Origin of the sequence: Bacillus sp. SRB_8, assembly GCF_003264205.1 — a bacterium.
GTDB lineage: Bacteria > Bacillota > Bacilli > Bacillales > Bacillaceae_G > Bacillus_A > Bacillus_A mycoides.
This window is the reverse complement of record NZ_NADT01000020.1, coordinates 25,576-47,572: the sequence shown is the minus strand read 5'-3', so window position 1 is coordinate 47,572 and position 21,997 is coordinate 25,576. Positions and strand designations below refer to the sequence as shown.

Sequence of the window (21,997 nt, the reverse complement as noted above, 5' to 3'; positions counted from 1 at the left end):
TAAAAATCGCCGACATAATTTCATGCAATACAACTTCTACATTAAATAACGTAAATAAATGTAAGCATGTGATAACAATAGCGCAATGATCGTTAAGGGGAAACCGATTTTTAAGAAGTCCATATAAGAGAATCCATGTCCTTCACGTTTTGCAATACCAGCAACGACTACGTTTGCTGATGCTCCAATTAATGTTCCGTTGCCTCCTAGGCAAGCTCCAAGTGATAACGCCCACCATAGTACTTCAATTTGCGGAGAATCGACAGATAGTCCGAGTCCTGTAGCTAAATCTTGAATAAGTGGAATCATCGTTGCGACAAATGGGATGTTATCAATTGTCGCAGATGCGATGCCAGATACCCATAAGATAAGTATAGCAGCGAAACCGATATCGCCATTTGTTACGTCGAGTACTTCTTTTGCGAGTGAAGAAATAAGTCCGATATCAATTAATCCGCCAACGAGAACGAATAGTCCGGCGAAGAAGAAAATTGTTACCCATTCAACGTGGGCAAATACATCTTCAATATCATGTTCTTTCACACCGATTAACATAAGAAGTGTAGCACCTGTCATCGCAATAACGGCAGCGTCTACATGAATAATAGAATGAAGTACAAAGCCTAAAATAGTTAGTCCTAAAATCGTAATGGATTTTAAAAGGAGGCTCTGATCTTTAATATAATCTTTTTCATTTAATGCCATTAGCTTTTCGATTTGCTCAGGCGTTGTTTTTAGTTTGTTGCGATACATGAAGTAAATAATGCCAAGTGTAACGATAGAAATAATGATTACGATTGGAGCTAAGTTTAGTAAAAAGGCATTAAAGTCTAAATGCTTATTAGCTGATCCAATCATAATGTTCGGCGGGTCACCAATTAATGTTGCTGTTCCGCCTATATTTGAAAATAGTACTTCTGAAATTAAATAAGGAACAGGATTTACTTTTAAAATACGTGTAATGGATAGTGTAACAGGTACGATTAATAATACGGTTGTTACGTTGTCCAAAAATGCAGAACCGACAGCAGTTAATAGGGATAGTAATAATAAAATGCGGATTGGTTTTCCGCCAGCTGCTTTTGCTGCTTTTATGGCTACAAATTCAAATACGCCTGATTGACTCGTAATATGTACGAGAATCATCATCCCAATTAAAAGGGTAATCGTTTCCCATTGAATATGCGATGTGAAAGCAGTATGTAAATCTACAATTCCAAAAATAATCATAATAGCAGCACCGAATAGTGCGATTACAGCACGATTCAATTTCTCAGAAATAATAAAACCGTACGTGACTAAAAATACGGCAATTGTAAAATAATATTGCCAATTTGCTACTTCATGTGCTGATTGTTCCAATCATGTCACCTTCTTTAAAGTATGTATTCAATTGTCGAAATGTATCTCGCTGTATTAATACGGGATAAAATATATTGTAGCAAATTCAAAAAAGAAAGAAAACTATTTAACAATGTGAAGGAAAAAATGTGATTTTTACATATCATATAAAGTGAAACTTTAATCAGTGGGGGTTTTTGTTCATCCCCGACTGATTATTAGCCCTCACCAATCGGGCATTTACGGATAGTTGATTTCCCACCTAGCTGACGTGTGTTCGCTGGATTTTGGGGTGGGAATCTTACTATCCGTTAATGCGGGATAAAAAATATAAAAAACACAGTGCAAATTATTAGGAAAAGTGGGCGTTGTCCTCTAATATAGAGATAGCAATTTACATTATTTTTGCGTAAAATGGTTTAAAGAGGTGAATTCCGATGGAAATAGTAAAAGATAGTTCTCTTATTCAAAATGAAATTGAACGTTTTGTAAATAAAGATGTATATATTCATTTAGAAACGACGAATGGAGCGTATGCGTCACACTTTAATGAAAAGATGATGACAGTAGGAGCATTCATTCGAAATGCAATGATTCGCTTTGAGCGTGGGAAAATAACTGGAACAAACCCATACCGAGTTGGTTTGAAAATGGATCATGGCTGGGTATATGCAGAAGGCATTACGCACTGGGAAGTAGACGATAAAGAGCGTTTATTACTAGCAGGGCATGATAACCAAGGCCGCTTAGCGGTAGCGCTTGAGCTAAGCTTAACGCCATTTAAGTAAGAAGGAGGGAAACTTATGGAGAGACATGTACTTGTTGTATTTCCGCATCCAGATGATGAAGCATTTGCTGCGGGAGGAACAATTCGCTTATTAACAGATCAAGGAGTACCTGTAACATACGCATGTGGTACTCTTGGACAAATGGGACGTAACATGGGGAAAAACGTATTCGCTAACCGTGAAACGATTCCAAATATACGTGAAAAAGAATTAAAAGATGCATGTGAAGCGATGGGGATTCAAGATTTAAGAATGCTCGGTTTCCATGATAAAACGTTAGAATTTGAAGATGTTGATTTTGTTGCCGATAAAATCGAAGCGATTATTCAAGAAGTAAATCCATCTCGAATTATTACATTTTATCCAGAACACGGCGTACATCCGGATCATGATGCATTTGGCCGCGCTGTAGTTCGCGCTGTATCACGTATGCCAAAAGAAGAACGTCCAGCCATTCATGCGGTTGCGATTACGAGAAATCGCGAAGCAGTACTCGGTGAACCGGATGTTGTAAATAATATTAGTGAAGTATTTGAACATAAATTAGCTGCACTAGGCGCGCATCGTTCACAAACGGAAGCGATGCTAGAAGAAACGCATGCAAAAATAAAAAACAAAGACGCAGCAACATTAAAATGGCTGCAACTTGAACAGTTTTGGACTTATAAATGGGAGTAGGCTAGAAGGGTACCTTCTAGTAGCTCTTACATAGAAAAAGCGCCGTCACTTGTGATGGCGCTTTTTGTGCTATTGTTTCGTATTAGCCAAATACATGAGCATGTGGAATTTTTCGTCTCTTACATGATAATCGAAATAAGGTCCTGGATCTGTACAGTAACCAATATTTTCATTTTGCATGATTTGAAATCCGTTAACTGATAAATTTTCTTCTAAGTATTTTGGATGTAAAATATGCTCATGGGAATTTGGATATAAGGCTGAAATATTTTTCAAGGATTTGGCCGAGTTATCATAATACGAGTATCCACCGACAATTGTTGAACTGTTATGTAAATAGTTTTTTAGAACATGACTTGGGAACTCTGGGTTGAGCAATGAAAAATCAGTTATTGTAAAACTATCCACAAAAACATCGATGCTAAGCGGTTTCAATGGTAGATTTAAATCTGAATTCAAAATATAAAGGACGCGTGGCTTCGGATTCATACGCTCAATTCTATTTCTCACCTTCTTGAGCATTGCAAGCGAATAGCCACTGAATACATAGTTTGCGCTTGGTTCAAGAACATCGATATATTTGGGTAGTGATACAAAAGCATCAACGTTTGTTTCCACAATTAATTTGTTTTTCAAATCTATATTTTGTAGAACTTTTTGAAATCGAAAATTACTTTTTTCAAATAAGTTAATCATTTTGGGATTGATCTCATTAATCGTTTCTTTATCGTAAAAATAAGATGGATAAGGAGACGTCTCGTACAAGTTCGCGGTAATGATAATACCCTCCTCGATAGCTGCTTCGTATCCACAGCTACAAGTTAAACTCCCCGTGTGAATGTAGACTTTTTTAATCGTTACATCTTTCATTTCAAGTGGAATGCGGCATTTTGGACAATAGAGAAAATTTACAAAGTCAAGCGGGATTCCTGTAATACTTTCTTCTTTGGATGAAGGCGAGCTAGTTTGAACCGCTTTTTCAATCAATTGGATAGCTTTTGATATGTCTTCTTTTTTCTTGGTTAGCTCGTCCTTTTTATCAATGAGCGAGTTGTTGTAGTAGTCGATATCCTCATGGTCCGAGAAGTTTGTGACACGCCGATATGATAAAATTCGTTGGATTTCTATCAATGAAAAATGAATTTTTTTCAGCTCAGTAATAAAAGTCATGTCGTCGAAACACAATTGGTTCATTTGATACTGAGTGTTTTTTTTGTCTGGTATTAATAATCCTAGTTCAATGTAATAACGAACGGTATCAGTCGTAACATGAAAAAGCTTAGCAAATGTACCAATTTTCATAGATATACCCCCCAATGAAAAAAGTGGAGTTACTCCACTTTTTTCGCAAAATGAATTCAAAAAACTCTCAAATAGCTATTGACTTGGAGGAAACTCCAAGTCATATTATTAACTCAATAAGTTTGAATATTAAGAATATTTTTGACTGTATTGTAACATACATGTCACGAAAGGAGAAGGATTAGCTATGGATAAGATGGATCATATGGATACACTCTCACTATGGACAGCGACTGCAAACAGATATGACAAAGGAAAACCTCTTGAAGGAAATGAAGAGGCGGATGTTGTCATTATTGGCGCAGGTTTCACAGGTCTTTCTTCTGCATATCATTTGCAAAAGTTAGGGAAGAGTGTCATTGTCCTTGAGCAGGAAACAATCGGATATGGCGCAAGCGGTCGCAACGGCGGGATGGTATTGCCAGGCTATAAGTCAACGATGCAGGAGCTTGCCAAGAAGTATGGTGCTGAAGAGGCGAGGCAGCTTAACGATCTTTCTCTGCTTAGTGTTGAATTAGTTAAAAACATTATTGACGAGCATCAAATCAACTGTAACTTCAGAAAGACAGGTCACATTGTGGCGGCTTACAAAGCCAAGCATTTTGAAGGGTTGAAACTTGAAAGCGAATACTTAAACAAAAATTTTGGATATGAATGTAGCGTGCTTAATCGAAGTCAGTTGCATCAAGAAATTGATTCCCCGCAATATCATGGTTGCTTAGTCGACGACTCGAGTTACTCGTTCCAACCACTGAACTATGCAATTGGTTTGGGAGAAGCAGCTAAATCGATCGGTGCAAAAATCTTTGAGCATTCGAAAGCACTATCTATTGAGTACGGCCGAAATAGTGTGAAAGTTATTACAGAAAAAGGTACTGTTACAGCGAAAGACATTATTGTGGCTACAGATGGTTACTCCGGAAAAATTATGGCTGAATTGAATAAAGGCGTACTGCCAATTTCGGCACGTATTATTGGTACTGAACAGCTGCCAGAATCACTAGTGAATAGCGTCATTCCTAAAGATCGCATGGTTTTTGATACAAGCAGTTTCCTTTACTATTTCAGGCGTACACCAGATAATCGGATCATATTTGGCGGTGGCGATATTCGTCCAAACTTAGGTGATGCTGTTTATCAAAATGTTTACGATGCCATGGTTAAAATAATGCCAAAACTAGAAGGAAGCAAGATTGATTACAGGTGGGGTGGATTTATCGGGGTTACAATTGATACGTTCCCCGTTATCGGTAGATCCAAAGAAGGCGCATATTTTGCAACGGGTTATACGGGACATGGCGCGTCTCTCTCGACATTGTTTGGTAAGTTATTGGCACAATGGATCGTTACGGGGAGTGCAGGTGGATATCGATTTGAAAAAGAACGCCTTAAATCATTCCCATTCTATAATCAGAAAACGATGCTGGTCAATATAGCACATATTGGTTTCAAACTGGTAGATATTATCGCGTAAAGGAGAGGTGTTTATGAAAATTAACATGTTCATTGACGGGAAATGGGTAGAAGCATTCTCGGGTGCTAGACGAAACATTATCAATCCTGCAACCGGAGCGGTTATCGCAACGTCTGCTCATGGATCAGCAGATGATGCGAAGATAGCAATTAAGGCGGCTCGTAAAGCGTTTGATAGCGGGATCTGGTCGGATTTATCGGCTGATGAAAGAGCTGACTATCTATATAAGATTGCAGACCGTCTTGAAGAGAATACAGCTGAAATTGCCCGTTTGGAAACTGCAAATAACGGTAAGGTTATCCGTGCAACAACCTATGTAGATATTCCTGTATCGATTCAATGCTTCCGCTATTATGCTGACTTGATTAAAGGTATGAAAAAGGAATCTTACACTCGTGATGATGCTTCAGAAACGATTATTATTCATGAACCGATTGGTGTTTGTGGACTTATTGTACCTTGGAATTTCCCGCTTATGTTAGCTGTTTGGCAAATTGCTCCTGCACTTGCCGCAGGGAATACAATTGTAATTAAGCCTGCTGACGTCACTCCTGTAAGCGTATTCAAATTATTTGAAATTATCGAAGAGGTTGGACTTCCGGATGGAGTAGCAAACTTAGTATTGGGACCTGGTTCAAAGGTTGGGAATGAGCTTGCAGAGAGCCATGATGTCGACAAAATTGCCTTTACTGGTGGAACAAAAACAGGTCAAAGTATTATGCGCGCAGCTGCAGGCAATATGAAAAAAATCACACTTGAACTAGGTGGTAAATCTCCACTTATTGTGTTCGACGATGTGGATTTTGAAACCGCAGTCGATAATGCGATGTTTGGTATTTTCCACAATGCTGGGCAAGTTTGTTCAGCTGCATCTCGTTTACTTGTACAAGAGACTATTTATGATAAGTTTGTTGAAAGATTGGCCGAGCGTGCGAACAAAATTGTAGTTGGCAACGGGGAAAGTGAGAATATTGAAATGGGAGCTCTCACAAACGAGTCTCATATGAATGAAGTTTTACATTATATTCAGAGAGGAATCGAAGAAGGTGCAAAATTAGTTTGTGGTGGTAAGCGCTTAACAGAAAATGGGCTTGATCGAGGGTTTTTCATTGCACCAACAATCTTTGCTGATGTAAATGAGAATATGTGTATTGTGAAGGAAGAGATTTTTGGCCCAGTCCTTGTTGTACAGAAATTTAAAGATGAGGAAGATGCCATCCAAAAAGCGAATGATTCTATTTATGGATTAGCCGGTGCTGTATTTACGGAAGATATGGACCTGGCAAAACGTGTCATTAGTAAATTGCGTGCGGGAATTACTTGGATTAATAGTTATCATCTCGCTTATGTGGAAGGTCCTTGGGGAGGGTATAAGCAAAGTGGCATCGGCAGAGCGTTAGGTGTTGCCGGACTGGAGCACTTTATGGAAACGAAGCAAATCAATATCCACCAGCATGCAAATCCGGTAGGGTGGTATGCGAATTAATTGAGCAAAACGTGCTATATAAATTATTTATAAGGGGATATGCTCATGAAAATAGTGGACAACGGTCCGTCATCAAAAATAGAGCAACCAGAAGTAATGAATAAGCCGGTGGATGATTCAGTGCTAGGAACCAAAAGTATTCCGTTACTATATTTACGGTTTGCTTTGGCGGGAATTATGGCTAACGTAATTTTAGGAGTTGTATCGGTTGTTGATGGCTATTTCGTCAGTGGCTTTCAGGAGCTGGAAGTCGAAGGGATCGGAATTGGATTTACGGTCATGGTTATTACCCGTATGATTGGTGTTCTTTTAGGTGTGGGAGCCGGAGCGGTCATTTCACTTCGACTGGGGAAAGGGAAAATCGAAGAAGCTAGAAGTATTATGGGACAAACTTTATGGTTTACTCTTTTCCTGTCTTCTTTGTTAGCTATACTTGGGTTGGTCTTTGAAAATGATATTATGATTTTATTCGGAGCAAGTGATGAAGCACTTCCGTATGCGGTGCAATATAGCCGACTGCTATGGATTTCGTTGCCATTAACGATATTGGCCGTTGTATTAAGTATTTTAGCTAATATTGATGAAAAGCCTATATTATCAATGAACAGTTGGTTAGTCGCAGCGGTTGTTGCTGGGACTATGGAATGGATTATGGTAGTGAAGTATGACATGGGGATGATGGGTTCTTCATGGGCTAATACGATTTCGCAATCGATTCCTGTTCTCCTAATCTTTTATTTCTGGTTTGGTAAAACAAAACTTAAGCCAAAAATGAAAGATATGATGATTAATCTCAAGAAGATTGGTGAAGTGGTTTGGACGGGCTTTGCATCTTTCTCGAGTCAGTTCATGATGTTTATTGCAATTATTTTCACCAACAACTTACTGCAAAGCTACGGTGGTGGTCTACACGTTGCAGCTTTCACGATTCAAAACGGTTATATTACAAATCTCCTCGCCTTAGCAGCGCTCGGTGGGATGACAGGGCTTCAACCGATTATTAGTTATAATTACGGTGCGGGCAACCTTGATCGTGTGAAACAAGCAATTAAGATGGGACTCATTTTTACAGTTTCCTTCTTTGTAATCGTGACAGCCATACTAGTCATTTTTGCAGATCCAATTGTGTCATTTTTTTCCGGTGGTAATCCTGAATTGCAAAAACTGGGCATTTGGACGACAGTTGTATTCAATTGTTTGTTTACGCTTAGTGCAGTTAGCCTGCTTATCTCCGGTTATTTCGAATCGCAAGAGAGAAACTGGTCCGCAACGTTTATTAGTGTAAGCAAAATATTGTTGTTCATGTTACCGTTTCTATTTATTTTCCCGAAATTCTGGGGTGTAGAAGGTGTATGGTACGCTGCTCCTGCTGCAGAAATTCCAGGTGTTCTCATTGCCATATACTTTATGAAAAAAGAGTTTAAACGTTTAAAAAATCCAAATGTTAAGGCAGTAGATTTATAGACTTATTCCTTCAAAATTATCAATACGAAAGAGAGAGGATTGTCATGTTTTTTGCGAAAAAACTTACAGCAGAAGAAGCAGAGCAACTAGGTGCCAACGCATGGGAACCGTGGGTAGGCGAACCGAATAAAGGAACGTGGCATGTAGAAGAGCAGGAAGTTTTCTATGTGACAGATGGTGAAGTGTTTATTACTGTTGATGGGGAAAAGTATCATATTACAAAGGACTGGATCGTTTCCTTGGCTAAGGACCTTGTTTGTGAATGGGATTGCCCAGTATTTTTGAAAAAGAATTATAAGATGAACCATGAGATCCATCTGAAATAATGTGAACTGGGGAGTGGACAAATGCTAAGCAGATGACTGCTCCTGCGTATTCAATGAATAAGATTAATAATGTTGAAGAAATGTATGGAAATAAGTTTACATACCGTCAAATGAATGCGCTTTCTTTTTAGGGGCGATAACATAGGACGGTTATCTTAAAATAGGAGGCTTCACCATGGTAGTAATGAAAAATGTACAAACGTTGAAAAATTATATTGGCGGACAATGGATAGAATCCACAAGTAAGCAAGTTGAAGATGTACCAAATCCAGCAACAGGAGAGATTATTGCTCGTGTGCCTCTTTCGACTAAAGAAGATTTAGATAGAGCTGTAGCAACTGCGAAAGAAGCATTCAAAACATGGAGAAAGGTCGCTGTGCCTCGGCGTGCTCGGATTCTATTTCGCTATCAACAGCTATTGATTGAAAACTGGGAAGAGTTAGCTAAACTCGTAACCTTGGAAAACGGAAAAAGTTATAAGGAAGCATACGGTGAAGTGCAGCGGGGGATTGAATGTGTTGAATTTGCCGCAGGCGCACCCACTTTAATGATGGGAGAGCAACTTCCCGATATTGCTACTGGTGTTGAATCAGGGATGTATCGTTATCCGATCGGAGTAATCGCAGGAATAACGCCATTTAACTTTCCGATGATGGTGCCATGCTGGATGTTTCCACTCGCGATTGCATGCGGGAATACATTTGTATTAAAACCATCTGAAAGAACACCGCTATTGGCTAATCGCATAGCTGAACTGTTTAAAGAAGCAGGTCTTCCAGATGGAGTACTAAATATTGTGCATGGTGCACATGACGTCGTTAACGGCATTCTTGACAATGAGGATGTGAAAGCTGTATCTTTCGTTGGTTCTCAACCTGTGGCTGAGTATATATATAAAACAGCAGCAGCTAACGGTAAACGTGTACAAGCTCTTGCAGGGGCAAAAAATCATTCGATCGTATTAAAAGATGCGGACCTTAGTTCTACAGTGAAAGAAATTACAAGTGCTGCCTTCGGTTCAGCTGGTGAACGATGCATGGCAGCGGCTGTTGTTGTCGTGGAAGAAGACGTTGCAGATGAGCTCGTTAATAGACTGCTTCAAGAGGCTAATGCAATTACGATTGGTAATGGTCTGGAAGAAGGTGTTTTCCTTGGTCCCGTTATTCGTGAAGTACATAAAGAGCGGACACTCGGATACATTCAATCCGGTGTAGAGCAGGGAGCGACACTTATTCGTGACGGACGTGAAGACGATGTAGCAAACAGCCAAGGTTATTTTGTTGGCCCAACGATTTTTGATAACGTGACAGAGGAAATGAAAATCTGGCAAGATGAAATTTTCGCACCGGTTCTTTCTATTGTACGCGTAAAAGACTTGATGGAAGCGATTCATGTTGCTAATGCATCACCATTCGCAAATGGTGCATGTCTGTACACAAATAGCGCGAAAGCTATTCGTGAATTCCGTGAAGAAATTGATGCAGGTATGCTTGGGGTTAATCTTGGAGTTCCTGCTCCAATGGCATTCTTCCCGTTCTCAGGTTATAAGAAATCTTTCTATGGTGATCTCCATGCAAATGGAAAAGATGGCGTAGAATTCTATACTCGCAAGAAAATGCTTACGGCTCGTTATTGAAAGAGTGATGTAAAACCATAAAAAGATAGAATGGAGCTGGTGATTGTGCAAGCGACAGAACAAACACAAAGTTTGAAAAAAGCAGATGAAAAGTACCTTTGGCATGCGATGAGAGGAGCAGCCCCTAGTCCAACGAATTTAATTATCACAAAAGCAGAAGGGGCATGGGTGACGGATATTGATGGAAACCGTTATTTAGACGGTATGTCTGGTCTTTGGTGTGTGAATGTTGGATACGGCCGAAAAGAGCTTGCAAGAGCGGCGTTTGAGCAGCTTGAAGAAATGCCGTATTTCCCTCTGACTCAAAGTCATGTTCCTGCTATTAAATTAGCAGAAAAATTGAATGAATGGCTTGATGATGAATACGTTATTTTCTTTTCTAACAGTGGATCGGAAGCGAATGAAACAGCGTTTAAAATTGCTCGTCAATATCATCAACAAAAAGGTGATCATGGACGCTATAAGTTTATTTCACGCTACCGCGCTTATCACGGTAACTCAATGGGAGCTCTTGCAGCAACAGGTCAAGCACAGCGAAAGTATAAATATGAACCACTCGGGCAAGGATTCCTGCATGTAGCACCGCCTGATACGTATCGAAATCCAGAGGATGTTCATACACTGGCAAGTGCTGAGGAAATCGATCGTGTCATGACATGGGAGTTAAGCCAAACAGTAGCCGGTGTGATTATGGAGCCAATCATTACTGGGGGTGGAATTTTAATGCCTCCTGATGGATATATGGAAAAAGTAAAAGAAATTTGCGAGAAGCACGGTGCGTTGCTCATTTGTGATGAAGTTATATGTGGATTTGGACGAACAGGGAAGCCGTTTGGATTTATGAATTATGGCGTCAAACCAGATATCATAACAATGGCAAAAGGTATTACAAGTGCGTATCTTCCTTTGTCAGCAACAGCAGTTAGACGAGAGGTTTATGAGGCATTCGTAGGTAGTGATGATTATGATCGCTTCCGCCATGTAAATACGTTCGGAGGAAATCCTGCTGCTTGCGCTTTAGCTTTGAAGAATTTAGAAATTATGGAGAATGAGAAACTCATTGAACGTTCCAAAGAATTGGGTGAACGACTGTTATATGAGCTAGAGGATGTAAAAGAGCATCCAAACGTAGGGGATGTTCGCGGAAAGGGCCTTCTTTTAGGCATTGAACTAGTGGAAGATAAGCAAACAAAAGAACCGGCTTCCATTGAAAAGATGAACAAAGTCATCAATGCTTGTAAAGAAAAAGGTCTAATTATTGGTAAAAATGGTGACACTGTTGCAGGTTACAATAATATTTTACAGCTTGCTCCTCCATTAAGCATCACAGAGGAAGACTTTACTTTTATCGTTAAAACAATGAAAGAATGTTTAGCTCAACTTTAATTAATTATTGATAAATCTTGTTAAAAAGCGGATGAGCCTATTAGGAGATGTAACTTTAAATACTGAATGAATTACTCGAAAAGAGTAATTCCGAAAGGGTTGAGTTTATGAAAGCTGATGTTGTATTGATAAATGGAGAAGTTATTACAGTAGACCAAAAGAATGCAGTAGTCGAAGCTGTCGCAATAAAAGATAATCAAATCGTAGTTGTTGGCTCAAATCAGGAGGTTAAGAGTTTTATAGGAGAAAACACGGATGTAATTGACCTACAAGGGAAAACGCTTCTTCCTGGATTCATTGATTCCCATCTTCACATCATTTCTCATGGACTAAATCAGTTGGCTGTCAGTTGTAAAGCTGAACATATTGATTCTATCGATGCTTTATTAGATGATCTGAAAAAGAAGGCCTTAGAAACGCCAAAAGGTGAATGGATACGTGCTTGGGGCTTTAATGAAACCGCTGTGGAGGAAAAGCGTTATCCAACAATTACTGAGCTGGATGAAATTTCAGTTGAACATCCTATTATTATAACTCGTACTTGTCACCACATAAGCGTGGTGAACAGTAAAGCATTAGAAATTGCGCAAATTAACGAGAACACACCGGATACGAATGGGGGAGTTATTGAAAAGAATCAGGCAGGAAGGCTTACAGGAAAGTTAATTGAAGCAGCAAATATGAGTATGAGCGAGGTTGCAAGTTATACAGAAAGTGAAATGATGAAGGCTGTGAAAATTGCATCAGATCATTTCGTTGCAGCTGGCATAACAAGTATACATGACGCAGGTGGAGATGGACCGGAGAGTTTTCGTTTACTACAACGAGCTGTGAAGAGTAGGGATATTCGTGTCCGAATATATGCAATGATATGTCAAATAAATAACTCTCATGAATTTGTTAATAAAATGGTCGAGGCTGGTGTGGTAACTGGTACCGGGGATGAAAGATTCAAAGTCGGACCAGCTAAATTGTTTACAGATGGAAGTAGCACGGGGCCTACAATTGCAACCCGTAAGTCATATTCAAGTGACCCTAACAATTACGGTATTCTTTATTATAGTGAGGAAGAAATCTATAAGATTTTAGGTGAAGCGCATAAAAAAGGCTATCAAATCACTGTACATGCACAAGGTGATAAAGCTATTGAAATGTATTTGAATTGTGTAGAAAGGGCGCTAGAGGAATCACCAAGAAAAAATCACCGTCATCGAATCGAGCATGCGGGAATTTCTTCACCAGATTTACAAGAGAGAATGAAAAAACTCGAGATGATTCCTATTCCAAATCCTCCATTTCCATATGAATTCGGAGAGATATATGTAGAGCACTATGGTGATCGTGTTAATCACATGTACGCTGCTCGTGATTTTATTGATCGTGGCATCATTGCAGCAGGTAGTTCGGATGCACCAGTTACTGACTATAATCCTTTATTAGGAATTCATGTTGCTGTCAATAGAAAAACTAAGTCTGGAATAGAGGTTGGTGCTAATCAATCTATAAGCGTAATGGAAGCTATTAAACTATACACATGGAATGGTGCTTATGCGAGTTTTGAAGAAGAGATAAAAGGAAGCATAGAGGCCGGAAAGTTGGCGGATTTAGTTATATTAAATGACAGCATTTTAAGTGTCAATCCAAACCAAATTAAAGATTTAAAAGTAGAAACAACAATTATTGATGGTGAAATTATCTATCAAAAAGAACAATCAGTGAAAATGTAGCAATAAAAAAACGCCCCTTCAATTGTGAGAATGATTTTAACAATTGAAGGGGTGTTTCAGTTGTTTAGTTGCGCTTTTTAAATCGTATTAATTTTCCAAGAGAATTGAAAGGATATTCGTCTACTAACAAATATTAAGATTATGAACACTAGAAAACGAACACAACCTATCATATAATTGAAAGACTATATTTTAAAATCAATGTTAATATTACCCTCCTATAAGTATTAACATGCGTAATTGAGGTGTTTTCTTTGTTGTTTTATGATCGAATTTCTATAATGGCCCCTCCTGTTCCATAGCTAAGGAAAGTCTATTCATTTCTGAGATTTTCAAAGTTATAGGAGGGTATTAAAAGTGAAAAAAGTCTCAATACCATCACTTTGGTTAATGATTATTCTTGTGGCATTTCCACAAATTAGTGAAACAATTTACACACCGTCTTTACCGGATATTTCAAAGGCGTTGCACGTAAGTAATAATGAGGTACAGTTAACGCTTAGTGTTTATTTTGCTGGATTTGCTTTAGGTGTATTTTTTATTGGATGGTTATCAGATATAATTGGTCGTCGCCCAGCAATGTTATTTGGAATTGTAGTATATGGCGCTGGAAGTTTCTTATGCTATATTGCAAATTCTATTGAATTTTTATTGTTTAGTCGTTTTATTCAAGCATTTGGAGCAAGTGCTGGTTCAGTTGTGACACAAACGATTCTTCGTGAAAGTGTAGAGGGGCATAAACGTCATGTTATGTTTGCTCAAATTTCGGCAGTCATTGCTTTTACACCAGCGATAGGTCCACTAATTGGGGGCTTTCTTGATCAAATGTTTGGATTTAAAATAGTATTTTTAAGTTTAGTTGTTATGAGTGTCGGGATTTTGCTTTATACTTTTGTTTCGCTTCCGGAAACAAAAACGGACGCAATAACGGGTAAAATAAATGTATTTTCTGTATTAAAACGGTTGATTACAAATCCGAAAGTAGTAACATATGGGTTATTAATTGGAGGAGCGAATGGTGTTTTATTTAGCTATTATGCGGAAGCGCCGTTTATCTTTATTGAATACTTTCAGTTATCACCTAGTATGTACGGGTTTCTAGGAATTGTTGTCGCTTCCGCTTCTATTATTGGAGCGAAAGTTTCAAAGCGGTTACTGCCTATTTATAAACCGGAGAAAATTATATATATAGGTTGTATTGGAATGACAGTGGGAGCAGTCATTTTATCTGTTATTACGTTTGTTGGATCAAATCCAAACGTAATATATATGATTGGATTTTTAGTAGCGATGTTTATATTGCTATTAGGAATTGGGGTAGCATTGCCTAACTGTTTAAGTTTAGCATTAGTAGATTTTCAAGATGTCATTGGTACAGCTGGAGCATTGTTTAGCTTAGGCTACTATGTAATTGTAACGATGACAATTTGGGGAATGAGTCAGCTTCATACGGGCTCGTTAATGGTGATGCCACTTTATTTTCTGGCTATAGTAGTTATCATGATGGTATTTACTAAAGTGTTTATTTTAGGTAAACAAACTTCAAAAATGATTTAAATATGAAATTGTAAAAGAGTCTCATTTTTTAATGAGACTCTTTTATACTTTATGAAAATAACTATAGGTATGAATATGTAATTAATGTTAAAATACAACAAAATTGTATAGTTATAGTTTTTAGGGAGGGTAAAAATATGTTAATGAATTTAGCATGCGCTCTACTAATCATTTCCGGACTTACAGTAGTTATACGAAAAACTTTCATTTTAAACCACTATCTTTGTAATTTAATGGCATTCTTTTGTGCTTATATGAAAACATCTTCCTACGTATTAGAGCAAATTTCATTAACAAAAACTATATTAATACTATGTTTGTTGCTTATAACTCTTATTCTTATATACTCACATTTCGATATTAGAGGGCTAGCTTTTAATGATTATACAGTGTTTAATTTACCTTCTAGCGGAGTGAATAGATTAGTGAAAGAAGGGCTTACTGAAGCAAATATAGAATTTACTTTGGATAAAAATAATATATATTTATCAGGATCTCCCGTGAAAATCCGAATATTACATAGACCGTTACATACAACTAATATTTTATTTAGGAAATGTCCAGAGAATATGAGGACAGAAATTAAAGGTATTATTGAGAAAAAGATAAAAGCTGAAGAAAAGAGTTTTCCGCTTTCAGGTGTAGTGTTGATTGTATTAAGTATAGTTATATTTTTCTTAAAATAGGAGATGGGAAAGAGAAAATTTATATGTAAGCATTGGGTAAACAAGAGAGGGAGAAGTTAGTAATATTATAGTTTTACTGATATATTAAATTCCCTGCATGATGTGTTAATCGAACATGCGGGGAATTACATTATAAACTATAAAGATTGAAGTACATGAGGTATGAAACCGAGGCGGATATTTTCTCCTCGGTTATTTATATTGTAATAATATTCATACTAGAATCATATTGAATAGATGTATTTTATTGTTAATTTAGTAAAAATTTAATCAGATTATGTATAATGATTTATCGAAAAAATAATTGAACTTTTCAGATAAATGAATTAATATGAAGGAAGCAATTTTAAGTTTTATAGAAAATAGGAAGATGAGAGGTTTTGAGAATTTTATAAGAAGCGAAAAACGATTTTAGGATAGCTTTAAAGCTAGTGTAAAATGACGTTTGCTTCATCATTTTCAAGCCAAACAGGAATTAGGGGAAAGCATCTTGTTTTAAATGCGGCTATGAATCATCTAAGAGGGGGAAATGAAGTGGCAAACAAAGAATTGAAACGAGGTTTAGAAGCACGTCATATTCAAATGATTGCTTTGGGCGGAACAATTGGTGTTGGTTTGTTTATGGGATCAGCCAGCACGATTAAATGGACAGGTCCGTCAGTAATGCTTGCATATGCAATCGCAGGTATTTTTATCTTCTTCATTATGCGTGCCATGGGAGAAATGTTGTATATGGAGCCAAGCACAGGTTCATTTGCAACATTTGGTCACAAGTATATTCATCCGCTAGCTGGTTATATGACAGCGTGGAGTAACTGGTTCCAGTGGGTTATCGTTGGGATGTCAGAGATTATCGCAGTTGGAGCGTATATGAAATATTGGTTCCCAGATTTACCAGCTTGGATACCAGGTATTATCGCGATGGTTATTCTTGGTGCGGCTAACTTAATTTCGGTTAAGTCATTTGGTGAATTTGAATTTTGGTTTGCAATGATTAAAATCGTTACGATTTTATTAATGATTATTGCCGGATTCGGTCTCATTTTCTTCGGAATTGGGAACGGAGGAGAAGCAATCGGTATATCTAATCTTTGGGCAAACGGCGGTTTCTTCACAGGTGGTTTTTCAGGATTTTTCTTTGCGCTATCACTTGTAGTTGGGGCATATCAAGGTGTGGAATTAATCGGGATTACTGCTGGTGAAGCGAAAGATCCGAAGAAGACACTTACTAGAGCAATTCAAAGTACAATTTGGCGTATTCTAATTTTCTATATTGGTGCTATTTTCGTTATTGTAACTGTTTATCCTTGGGATCAATTAAGTTCAATTGGTAGTCCGTTCGTAGCAACTTTTGCGAAAGTTGGTATTACGGCAGCTGCGGGACTTATTAACTTCGTTGTTATTACAGCGGCAATGTCTGGTTGTAACAGTGGTATTTATAGTGCTGGACGTATGCTTTATACACTAGGTGTGAATGGACAAGCACCGAAATACTTTACGAAGATTTCTAATAACGGTGTACCTTTATTCGGTACAGTTGGTGTAATTATCGGTTTAGCGGTTGGTGTTGTTTTAAGTTATATTGCACCAAAAAACTTATTCGTATATGTATATAGTGCAAGTGTACTTCCTGGTATGGTGCCATGGTTTGTTATTTTAATTAGTCAAATTCGTTTTAGAAAAGAAAAGGGAGCAGAGATGAAAGATCATCCATTCAAAATGCCATTTGCTCCTGTAACAAACTATTTAACGATTGCCTTTTTAATTATGGTATTAATCGGTATGTGGTTTAACGATGATACTCGTATTTCACTAATTGTGGGTATTGTTTTCTTAGCTATCGTTACAATTAGTTTCTATGCTTTCGGAATAGGGAAGCGAGCTCCGTTAGACGTTCAAAATGATCAAGAGGTTTCAAGTAAATAAAGATAGTAAAAAAGTCCGATTTCTTATTTAGAAATCGGACTTTTGTTATTAAAATTTCTCTAATACAATCTTCCCAATTGTACGTCCACTTTCAAGTAATGCATGTGCTTTTTTAAGATTTTCTGCATTAATTGGTGTTAACGTATCATTTAAAGTAGTTTGAAGAATACCTTCATCTAATAGCTCGCTTACTTTATTTAATAGTTCGTGCTGCGTACTCATATCACCAGTTTCATACATCGCTTTTGTAAACATAAACTCCCAAACGAATGTAGCACTTTTACTTTTTAAAATCCCCATCTCAAGAGGGTGTTCATTTTCTACGATAGAGCAAATTTTCCCTTGTGGTTTAATGATGTCACCCATCGCGTGCCAATGTTGATCAGTATTGTTTAAGCAGAAGATATAATCTACATCTTTTAGCCCAAATTCTAATATTTGATCTTTTAAAGGTTGGTGATGATTAACTATATAATCGGCACCGAATTTTTCAACCCAGTGTATGGTTTCGTTGCGGGATGCGGTTGCGATTACGTTTAGTCCAGCCCATTTAGCTAACTGAATAGCAATCGAGCCAACACCACCAGCTCCGCCGATAATTAAAATGTTTTTAAATGAATTTTCATCTTTTTTATTATAATCAATCCCTAAACGTTCAAACAAACCTTCCCATGCTGTGATGGCTGTTAAAGGAAGTGCTGCAGATTCAGCATCACTCAAAGTTTTTGGTTTTTTACCAACAATTCTTTCATCAACTAGATGGTATTCACTGTATGTACCTTGCCTTGTAATGCTTCCAGCGTAAAACACTTCATCGCCTTCTTTAAATAACGTACAACTTTCGCCAGTTTGTACGACAACGCCACTAGCATCCCAGCCAAGTATTTTCGCTACATCTTCTTTTTTATCTTTCGGAGATCGAACTTTTGTATCAACTGGATTAACGGAAATAGCGTTAATTTTAACAAGTATATCCCTTCCTGTGGCAACAGGTCTTTCAACTTCAATATCAATTAAACTGTTTTCTTCTTCAATAGGTAAGTATTCATGTAAACCAATTGCTTTCATTTCTATTCCCTCCATTAAAGTAAGAGTTTTTCTCTTTTATTATAGTAGGTAAAGTGTCATTATGTAAAAAAGTTGAGTCCTTTCCATTTTGTTAAAGGCTTGTTTCAGCCTCATTTAGAACTTTGTAACTGGAGAGGAGCCATCGTTTTGATTTTATAAGCGTCGAATGAAAGGTATACTTATTTTTCCAGTGTACCTTGCAATGAACAATACCAAGTGTTATATTATACTTGTAGTTACTTGTTATAAAACAGTACTAAATAATAAACAGTAGTAGATGCCAATTAGAATAGGGTGAATGAATATTGAATGTACAATTTAAAAAAGGAGTTTTAGAACTTTGTGTTCTTGTCTTACTTGATAAGCAAGACCGTTATGGGTATGAATTAGTTCGAAGTATTTCCAATCAAATTGAAATATCAGAAGGGTCTGTTTATCCTTTACTTCGTAGATTAACTAAAGAAGAATATTTTACAACGTATTTACAGGAGTCTTCAGAAGGCCCTTCAAGGAAGTATTATACACTGACGGATAAAGGTAGAACGTATTTGTATCAACTTTTGGAGGAATGGAATGAGTTTTCACAAGGTGTCAATCAATTAATAAAAGAAGGTGTACGTAATGACGAAAAATAAATTTTTACAACAATTAAATGCATCTCTAAAAAGATTATCTGAAAAAGAGCGTACAGATATTTTAAAAGATTATGAAGAACATTTTACTTTCGGATTAGAGGAAGGGAAAAGTGAAGAAGAAATTGTAGCTTCATTAGGTTCTCCAGCTCAAATCGCCAAAGAGTTATTAGCAGATTATCATATTGAGAAAGTAACAGCAAGTGCAACAACAGGAAATGTTTTTCGGGCAATTTGGGCAGTAATTGGATTAGGTTTTTTCAATTTGTTAATCGTGCTTGGACCTGCAATTACATTAGCGGCATTGATTTTTTCAGGATGGGTTCTAGGAATCTCATTTTTAGGTTCACCATTACTTGTTCTAGTTGATACTATTATACATCCAAATACATTCTTGCTATTTAATCTTTTCGTTTCTTTAGCACTTTGTGGACTTGGATATTTCATTGTAATTGCTATGTTATTTTTAACGAAGCTAGCAAAGAATGGATTTGTTCGTTATTTAAAGTTCAATATAGCACTAGTAAAAGGTGGTTTGAAGCATGATAAATAAAAAGAGTCTTTCAATCATTGCAGGTATTATTTTCATTATTGGTATTATCGGGAGTTTATTCACTTATCGTTCAATTGCGGCAGTACCAATTTCAGAAGAAAAGGTCATTAACAATAATAATGTGTTAAGCGTCATTATCGATACGAATAACGTTCGTGTTAACATCAATCCTACAACAGATAGTAACATGAAAGTAAAATTAGATGGCGAAGTTAATCCTAACGTAAAAAGAACATTAGCTATGGATGAGAAAGATTCGACGCTTCTTATTTCTTACAAAGAAAAACAACAGAGCTGGTTCAATTTTAATATTTCTGAAGTATTGGCGCCATTAACATTAAATGTGTATCTACCCGAAAAACAATATGATTCATTAAAAGTTTCTAATAGTAATGGTTTCGTTTCTATAAAAAAAATAAACACAACGCATTTGAATGCCAATACAAACAATGGACGTGTTGAATTAAGAGAAATCAATTCGCCAAAAATTATCGCGGAAACAAACAATGGAATTATGGATTTCAAAGATATATTGGCACAAAATATTCATGTGAAATCGAACAACGGACGAATAATGCTAGACCATGTTGAAGGTGAAATAGAGGGGCAAACTAAAAATGGAAGTCTTACTCTGAAAACGAATGAACTGGATCGAAATCTCAATTTTACGACTCACAATGGAAAAATTAATATTGAAACCGAAAAAGAACCAACTAATGTTCAATTTAATGTTTCTGTCGACAATGGCAACGCGAATATCCTGAATAAATATAACGGGAATACGGTTATTGGAAAGGGAGAAAATATAATTAAATTAAACACACATAACGGAAATATTACAGTGAAAAAACAATAGCATATTATCTTTTATAATCTCAGCTCTTCACACATATAGAGGAATAATAAATAAGAAAAAGAACCGACTCCTTTTCTCAACATCTAGGTAGTCGGTTCTTTTATATTTAACATTTGTTTAAGTTTGTATCCTTTTCATATTTCAAAATACAAACAGTGGTTTTATTACTCTCGATTCTTAGGAGAGTAACGAATAGTAATTAACGATGTAAGGAGAATTTGTGAATGACTCAAAAATAATAGCTGAAACAACGAAAAGTGAGAAGGAGTTTATTTCTAACAAGAGGAATTCTTTACTGTATTGTTTTATTCAAAACTAAATGTAAAGGTGGATACATAATGACGGTAAAGAAGCTTTATTTCGTACCAGCAGGTCGTTGTATGTTGGATCATTCGTCTGTTAACAGTACATTAACACGAGGGGAATTATTAGACTTACCGGTTTGGTGTTATCTTTTGGAGACTGAAGAAGGACCTATTTTAGTAGATACAGGTATGCCAGAAAGTGCGGTTAATAATGAAGGCCTTTTTAACGGTACATTTGTTGAAGGACATATTTTACCAAAAATGACTGAAGAAGATAGAATCGTGAATATTTTAAAACGCGTTGGTTATGAGCCGGAAGACCTTCTTTATATTATTAGTTCTCACTTACATTTTGATCATGCAGGAGGAAATGGTGCTTTTACAAATACACCGATTATTGTGCAGCGTGCTGAATACGAGGCGGCACAACATAGTGAAGAATATATGAAAGAATGTATCTTGCCAAATTTAAACTACAAAATCATTGAAGGGGATTATGAAGTCGTACCAGGAGTTCAATTATTGTATACACCAGGACATACTCCGGGGCATCAGTCACTATTCATTGAGACAGAGAACTCTGGCCCAGTGTTATTAACGATCGATGCATCGTATACGAAAGAAAATTTTGAAGATGAAGTGCCGTTCGCTGGATTTGATTCGGAATTAGCTTTATCTTCAATTAAACGTTTAAAAGAAGTTGTTAGGAAAGAGAACCCAATTGTTTTCTTTGGACATGATATAGAGCAGGAAAAGAGTTGTAAAGTGTTCCCTGAATATATATAAATAGAAAAAGTCATGGGCCT

General features: G+C 37.0%; 19 protein-coding genes. 16 read left to right on the top strand and 3 right to left on the bottom strand.

Going from position 1 to position 21,997, the window contains the following annotated elements:
* Positions 1-36 precede the first annotated feature (36 nt).
* Positions 37-1,362, bottom strand: a complete 1,326-nt coding sequence (locus tag B5P40_RS18520; RefSeq protein WP_002014220.1) for an ArsB/NhaD family transporter — start codon at positions 1,360-1,362, stop codon at positions 37-39.
* Between the two features lie 416 nt (positions 1,363-1,778).
* On the opposite strand from B5P40_RS18520, the gene B5P40_RS18515 reads away from it, so the two are divergent.
* Together B5P40_RS18515 and bshB2 are read left to right on the top strand one after the other, a co-directional pair.
* Positions 1,779-2,129 carry a YojF family protein gene (locus B5P40_RS18515; RefSeq protein ID WP_000407043.1) on the top strand — a complete coding sequence of 117 codons (351 nt, stop codon included), beginning with the start codon at positions 1,779-1,781 and terminating at the stop codon, positions 2,127-2,129.
* A 15-nt stretch (positions 2,130-2,144) separates the two neighbouring features.
* The gene (gene bshB2, locus B5P40_RS18510) at positions 2,145-2,807 is read left to right on the top strand and encodes a bacillithiol biosynthesis deacetylase BshB2 (RefSeq protein ID WP_000439465.1); all 663 of its coding nucleotides are present in this window, start codon (positions 2,145-2,147) and stop codon (positions 2,805-2,807) included.
* A 69-nt stretch (positions 2,808-2,876) separates the two neighbouring features.
* Here bshB2 and B5P40_RS18505 read toward each other — a convergent pair whose 3' ends face one another.
* Positions 2,877-4,109, bottom strand: coding sequence for a MerR family transcriptional regulator (locus B5P40_RS18505; RefSeq protein ID WP_113709593.1), 1,233 nt, complete (start codon positions 4,107-4,109; stop codon positions 2,877-2,879).
* Between the two features lie 187 nt (positions 4,110-4,296).
* Here B5P40_RS18505 and B5P40_RS18500 point away from each other — a divergent pair, with 187 nt between their 5' ends.
* The 10 genes from B5P40_RS18500 (at position 4,297) to B5P40_RS18455 (ending at position 17,777) form a co-directional block, all read left to right on the top strand.
* Entirely contained in the window at positions 4,297-5,583 is a 1,287-nt protein-coding gene (locus B5P40_RS18500) for an NAD(P)/FAD-dependent oxidoreductase (protein WP_113709592.1), read from the top strand.
* Positions 5,584-5,596: 13 nt separating this feature from the next.
* Complete coding sequence (locus tag B5P40_RS18495) at positions 5,597-7,069, top strand: aldehyde dehydrogenase family protein (protein ID WP_113709591.1); 1,473 nt, start codon at positions 5,597-5,599, stop codon at positions 7,067-7,069.
* Positions 7,070-7,114: 45 nt separating this feature from the next.
* Positions 7,115-8,533 carry an MATE family efflux transporter gene (locus tag B5P40_RS18490; protein ID WP_113709590.1) on the top strand — a complete coding sequence of 473 codons (1,419 nt, stop codon included), beginning with the start codon at positions 7,115-7,117 and terminating at the stop codon, positions 8,531-8,533.
* A gap of 44 nt (positions 8,534-8,577) precedes the next feature.
* Positions 8,578-8,859, top strand: a complete 282-nt coding sequence (locus B5P40_RS18485; RefSeq protein ID WP_033729945.1) for a cupin domain-containing protein — start codon at positions 8,578-8,580, stop codon at positions 8,857-8,859.
* 175 nt (positions 8,860-9,034) lie between these two features.
* Complete coding sequence (locus B5P40_RS18480; protein WP_002128393.1) at positions 9,035-10,495, top strand: CoA-acylating methylmalonate-semialdehyde dehydrogenase; 1,461 nt, start codon at positions 9,035-9,037, stop codon at positions 10,493-10,495.
* A 30-nt stretch (positions 10,496-10,525) separates the two neighbouring features.
* Positions 10,526-11,881 (top strand): aspartate aminotransferase family protein, encoded by a 1,356-nt coding sequence (locus tag B5P40_RS18475; RefSeq protein WP_181462952.1) that lies wholly within the window; start codon positions 10,526-10,528, stop codon positions 11,879-11,881.
* A gap of 107 nt (positions 11,882-11,988) precedes the next feature.
* Positions 11,989-13,608: an amidohydrolase gene (locus B5P40_RS18470; protein ID WP_113709588.1), complete on the top strand. Its 1,620-nt coding sequence runs from the start codon at positions 11,989-11,991 to the stop codon at positions 13,606-13,608.
* 357 nt (positions 13,609-13,965) lie between these two features.
* Entirely contained in the window at positions 13,966-15,165 is a 1,200-nt protein-coding gene (locus tag B5P40_RS18465) for a multidrug effflux MFS transporter (RefSeq protein WP_113709587.1), read from the top strand.
* Positions 15,166-15,302: 137 nt separating this feature from the next.
* Positions 15,303-15,851 carry a hypothetical protein gene (locus B5P40_RS18460; protein WP_113709586.1) on the top strand — a complete coding sequence of 183 codons (549 nt, stop codon included), beginning with the start codon at positions 15,303-15,305 and terminating at the stop codon, positions 15,849-15,851.
* A 534-nt stretch (positions 15,852-16,385) separates the two neighbouring features.
* Positions 16,386-17,777, top strand: a complete 1,392-nt coding sequence (locus B5P40_RS18455) for an amino acid permease (RefSeq protein ID WP_113709585.1) — start codon at positions 16,386-16,388, stop codon at positions 17,775-17,777.
* Between the two features lie 48 nt (positions 17,778-17,825).
* On the opposite strand, the gene B5P40_RS18450 is transcribed toward B5P40_RS18455, so the two are convergent.
* Positions 17,826-18,845 carry a zinc-binding alcohol dehydrogenase family protein gene (locus B5P40_RS18450; protein WP_002190275.1) on the bottom strand — a complete coding sequence of 340 codons (1,020 nt, stop codon included), beginning with the start codon at positions 18,843-18,845 and terminating at the stop codon, positions 17,826-17,828.
* A gap of 305 nt (positions 18,846-19,150) precedes the next feature.
* Here B5P40_RS18450 and B5P40_RS18445 point away from each other — a divergent pair, with 305 nt between their 5' ends.
* The 4 genes from B5P40_RS18445 to aiiA all read left to right on the top strand — a co-directional run bounded on the left by B5P40_RS18445 (position 19,151) and on the right by aiiA (position 21,977).
* Positions 19,151-19,480, top strand: coding sequence for a PadR family transcriptional regulator (locus B5P40_RS18445; RefSeq protein ID WP_002199791.1), 330 nt, complete (start codon positions 19,151-19,153; stop codon positions 19,478-19,480).
* Positions 19,467-20,030, top strand: a complete 564-nt coding sequence (locus tag B5P40_RS18440) for an HAAS signaling domain-containing protein (RefSeq protein ID WP_002190272.1) — start codon at positions 19,467-19,469, stop codon at positions 20,028-20,030. Before B5P40_RS18445 ends, B5P40_RS18440 begins: the two co-directional genes overlap by 14 nt.
* Complete coding sequence (locus B5P40_RS18435; protein WP_113709584.1) at positions 20,020-20,886, top strand: DUF4097 family beta strand repeat-containing protein; 867 nt, start codon at positions 20,020-20,022, stop codon at positions 20,884-20,886. Before B5P40_RS18440 ends, B5P40_RS18435 begins: the two co-directional genes overlap by 11 nt.
* Positions 20,887-21,224: 338 nt before the next feature.
* Positions 21,225-21,977 carry a quorum-quenching N-acyl homoserine lactonase AiiA gene (gene aiiA, locus B5P40_RS18430; RefSeq protein ID WP_002190270.1) on the top strand — a complete coding sequence of 251 codons (753 nt, stop codon included), beginning with the start codon at positions 21,225-21,227 and terminating at the stop codon, positions 21,975-21,977.
* Positions 21,978-21,997: the final 20 nt, after the last annotated feature.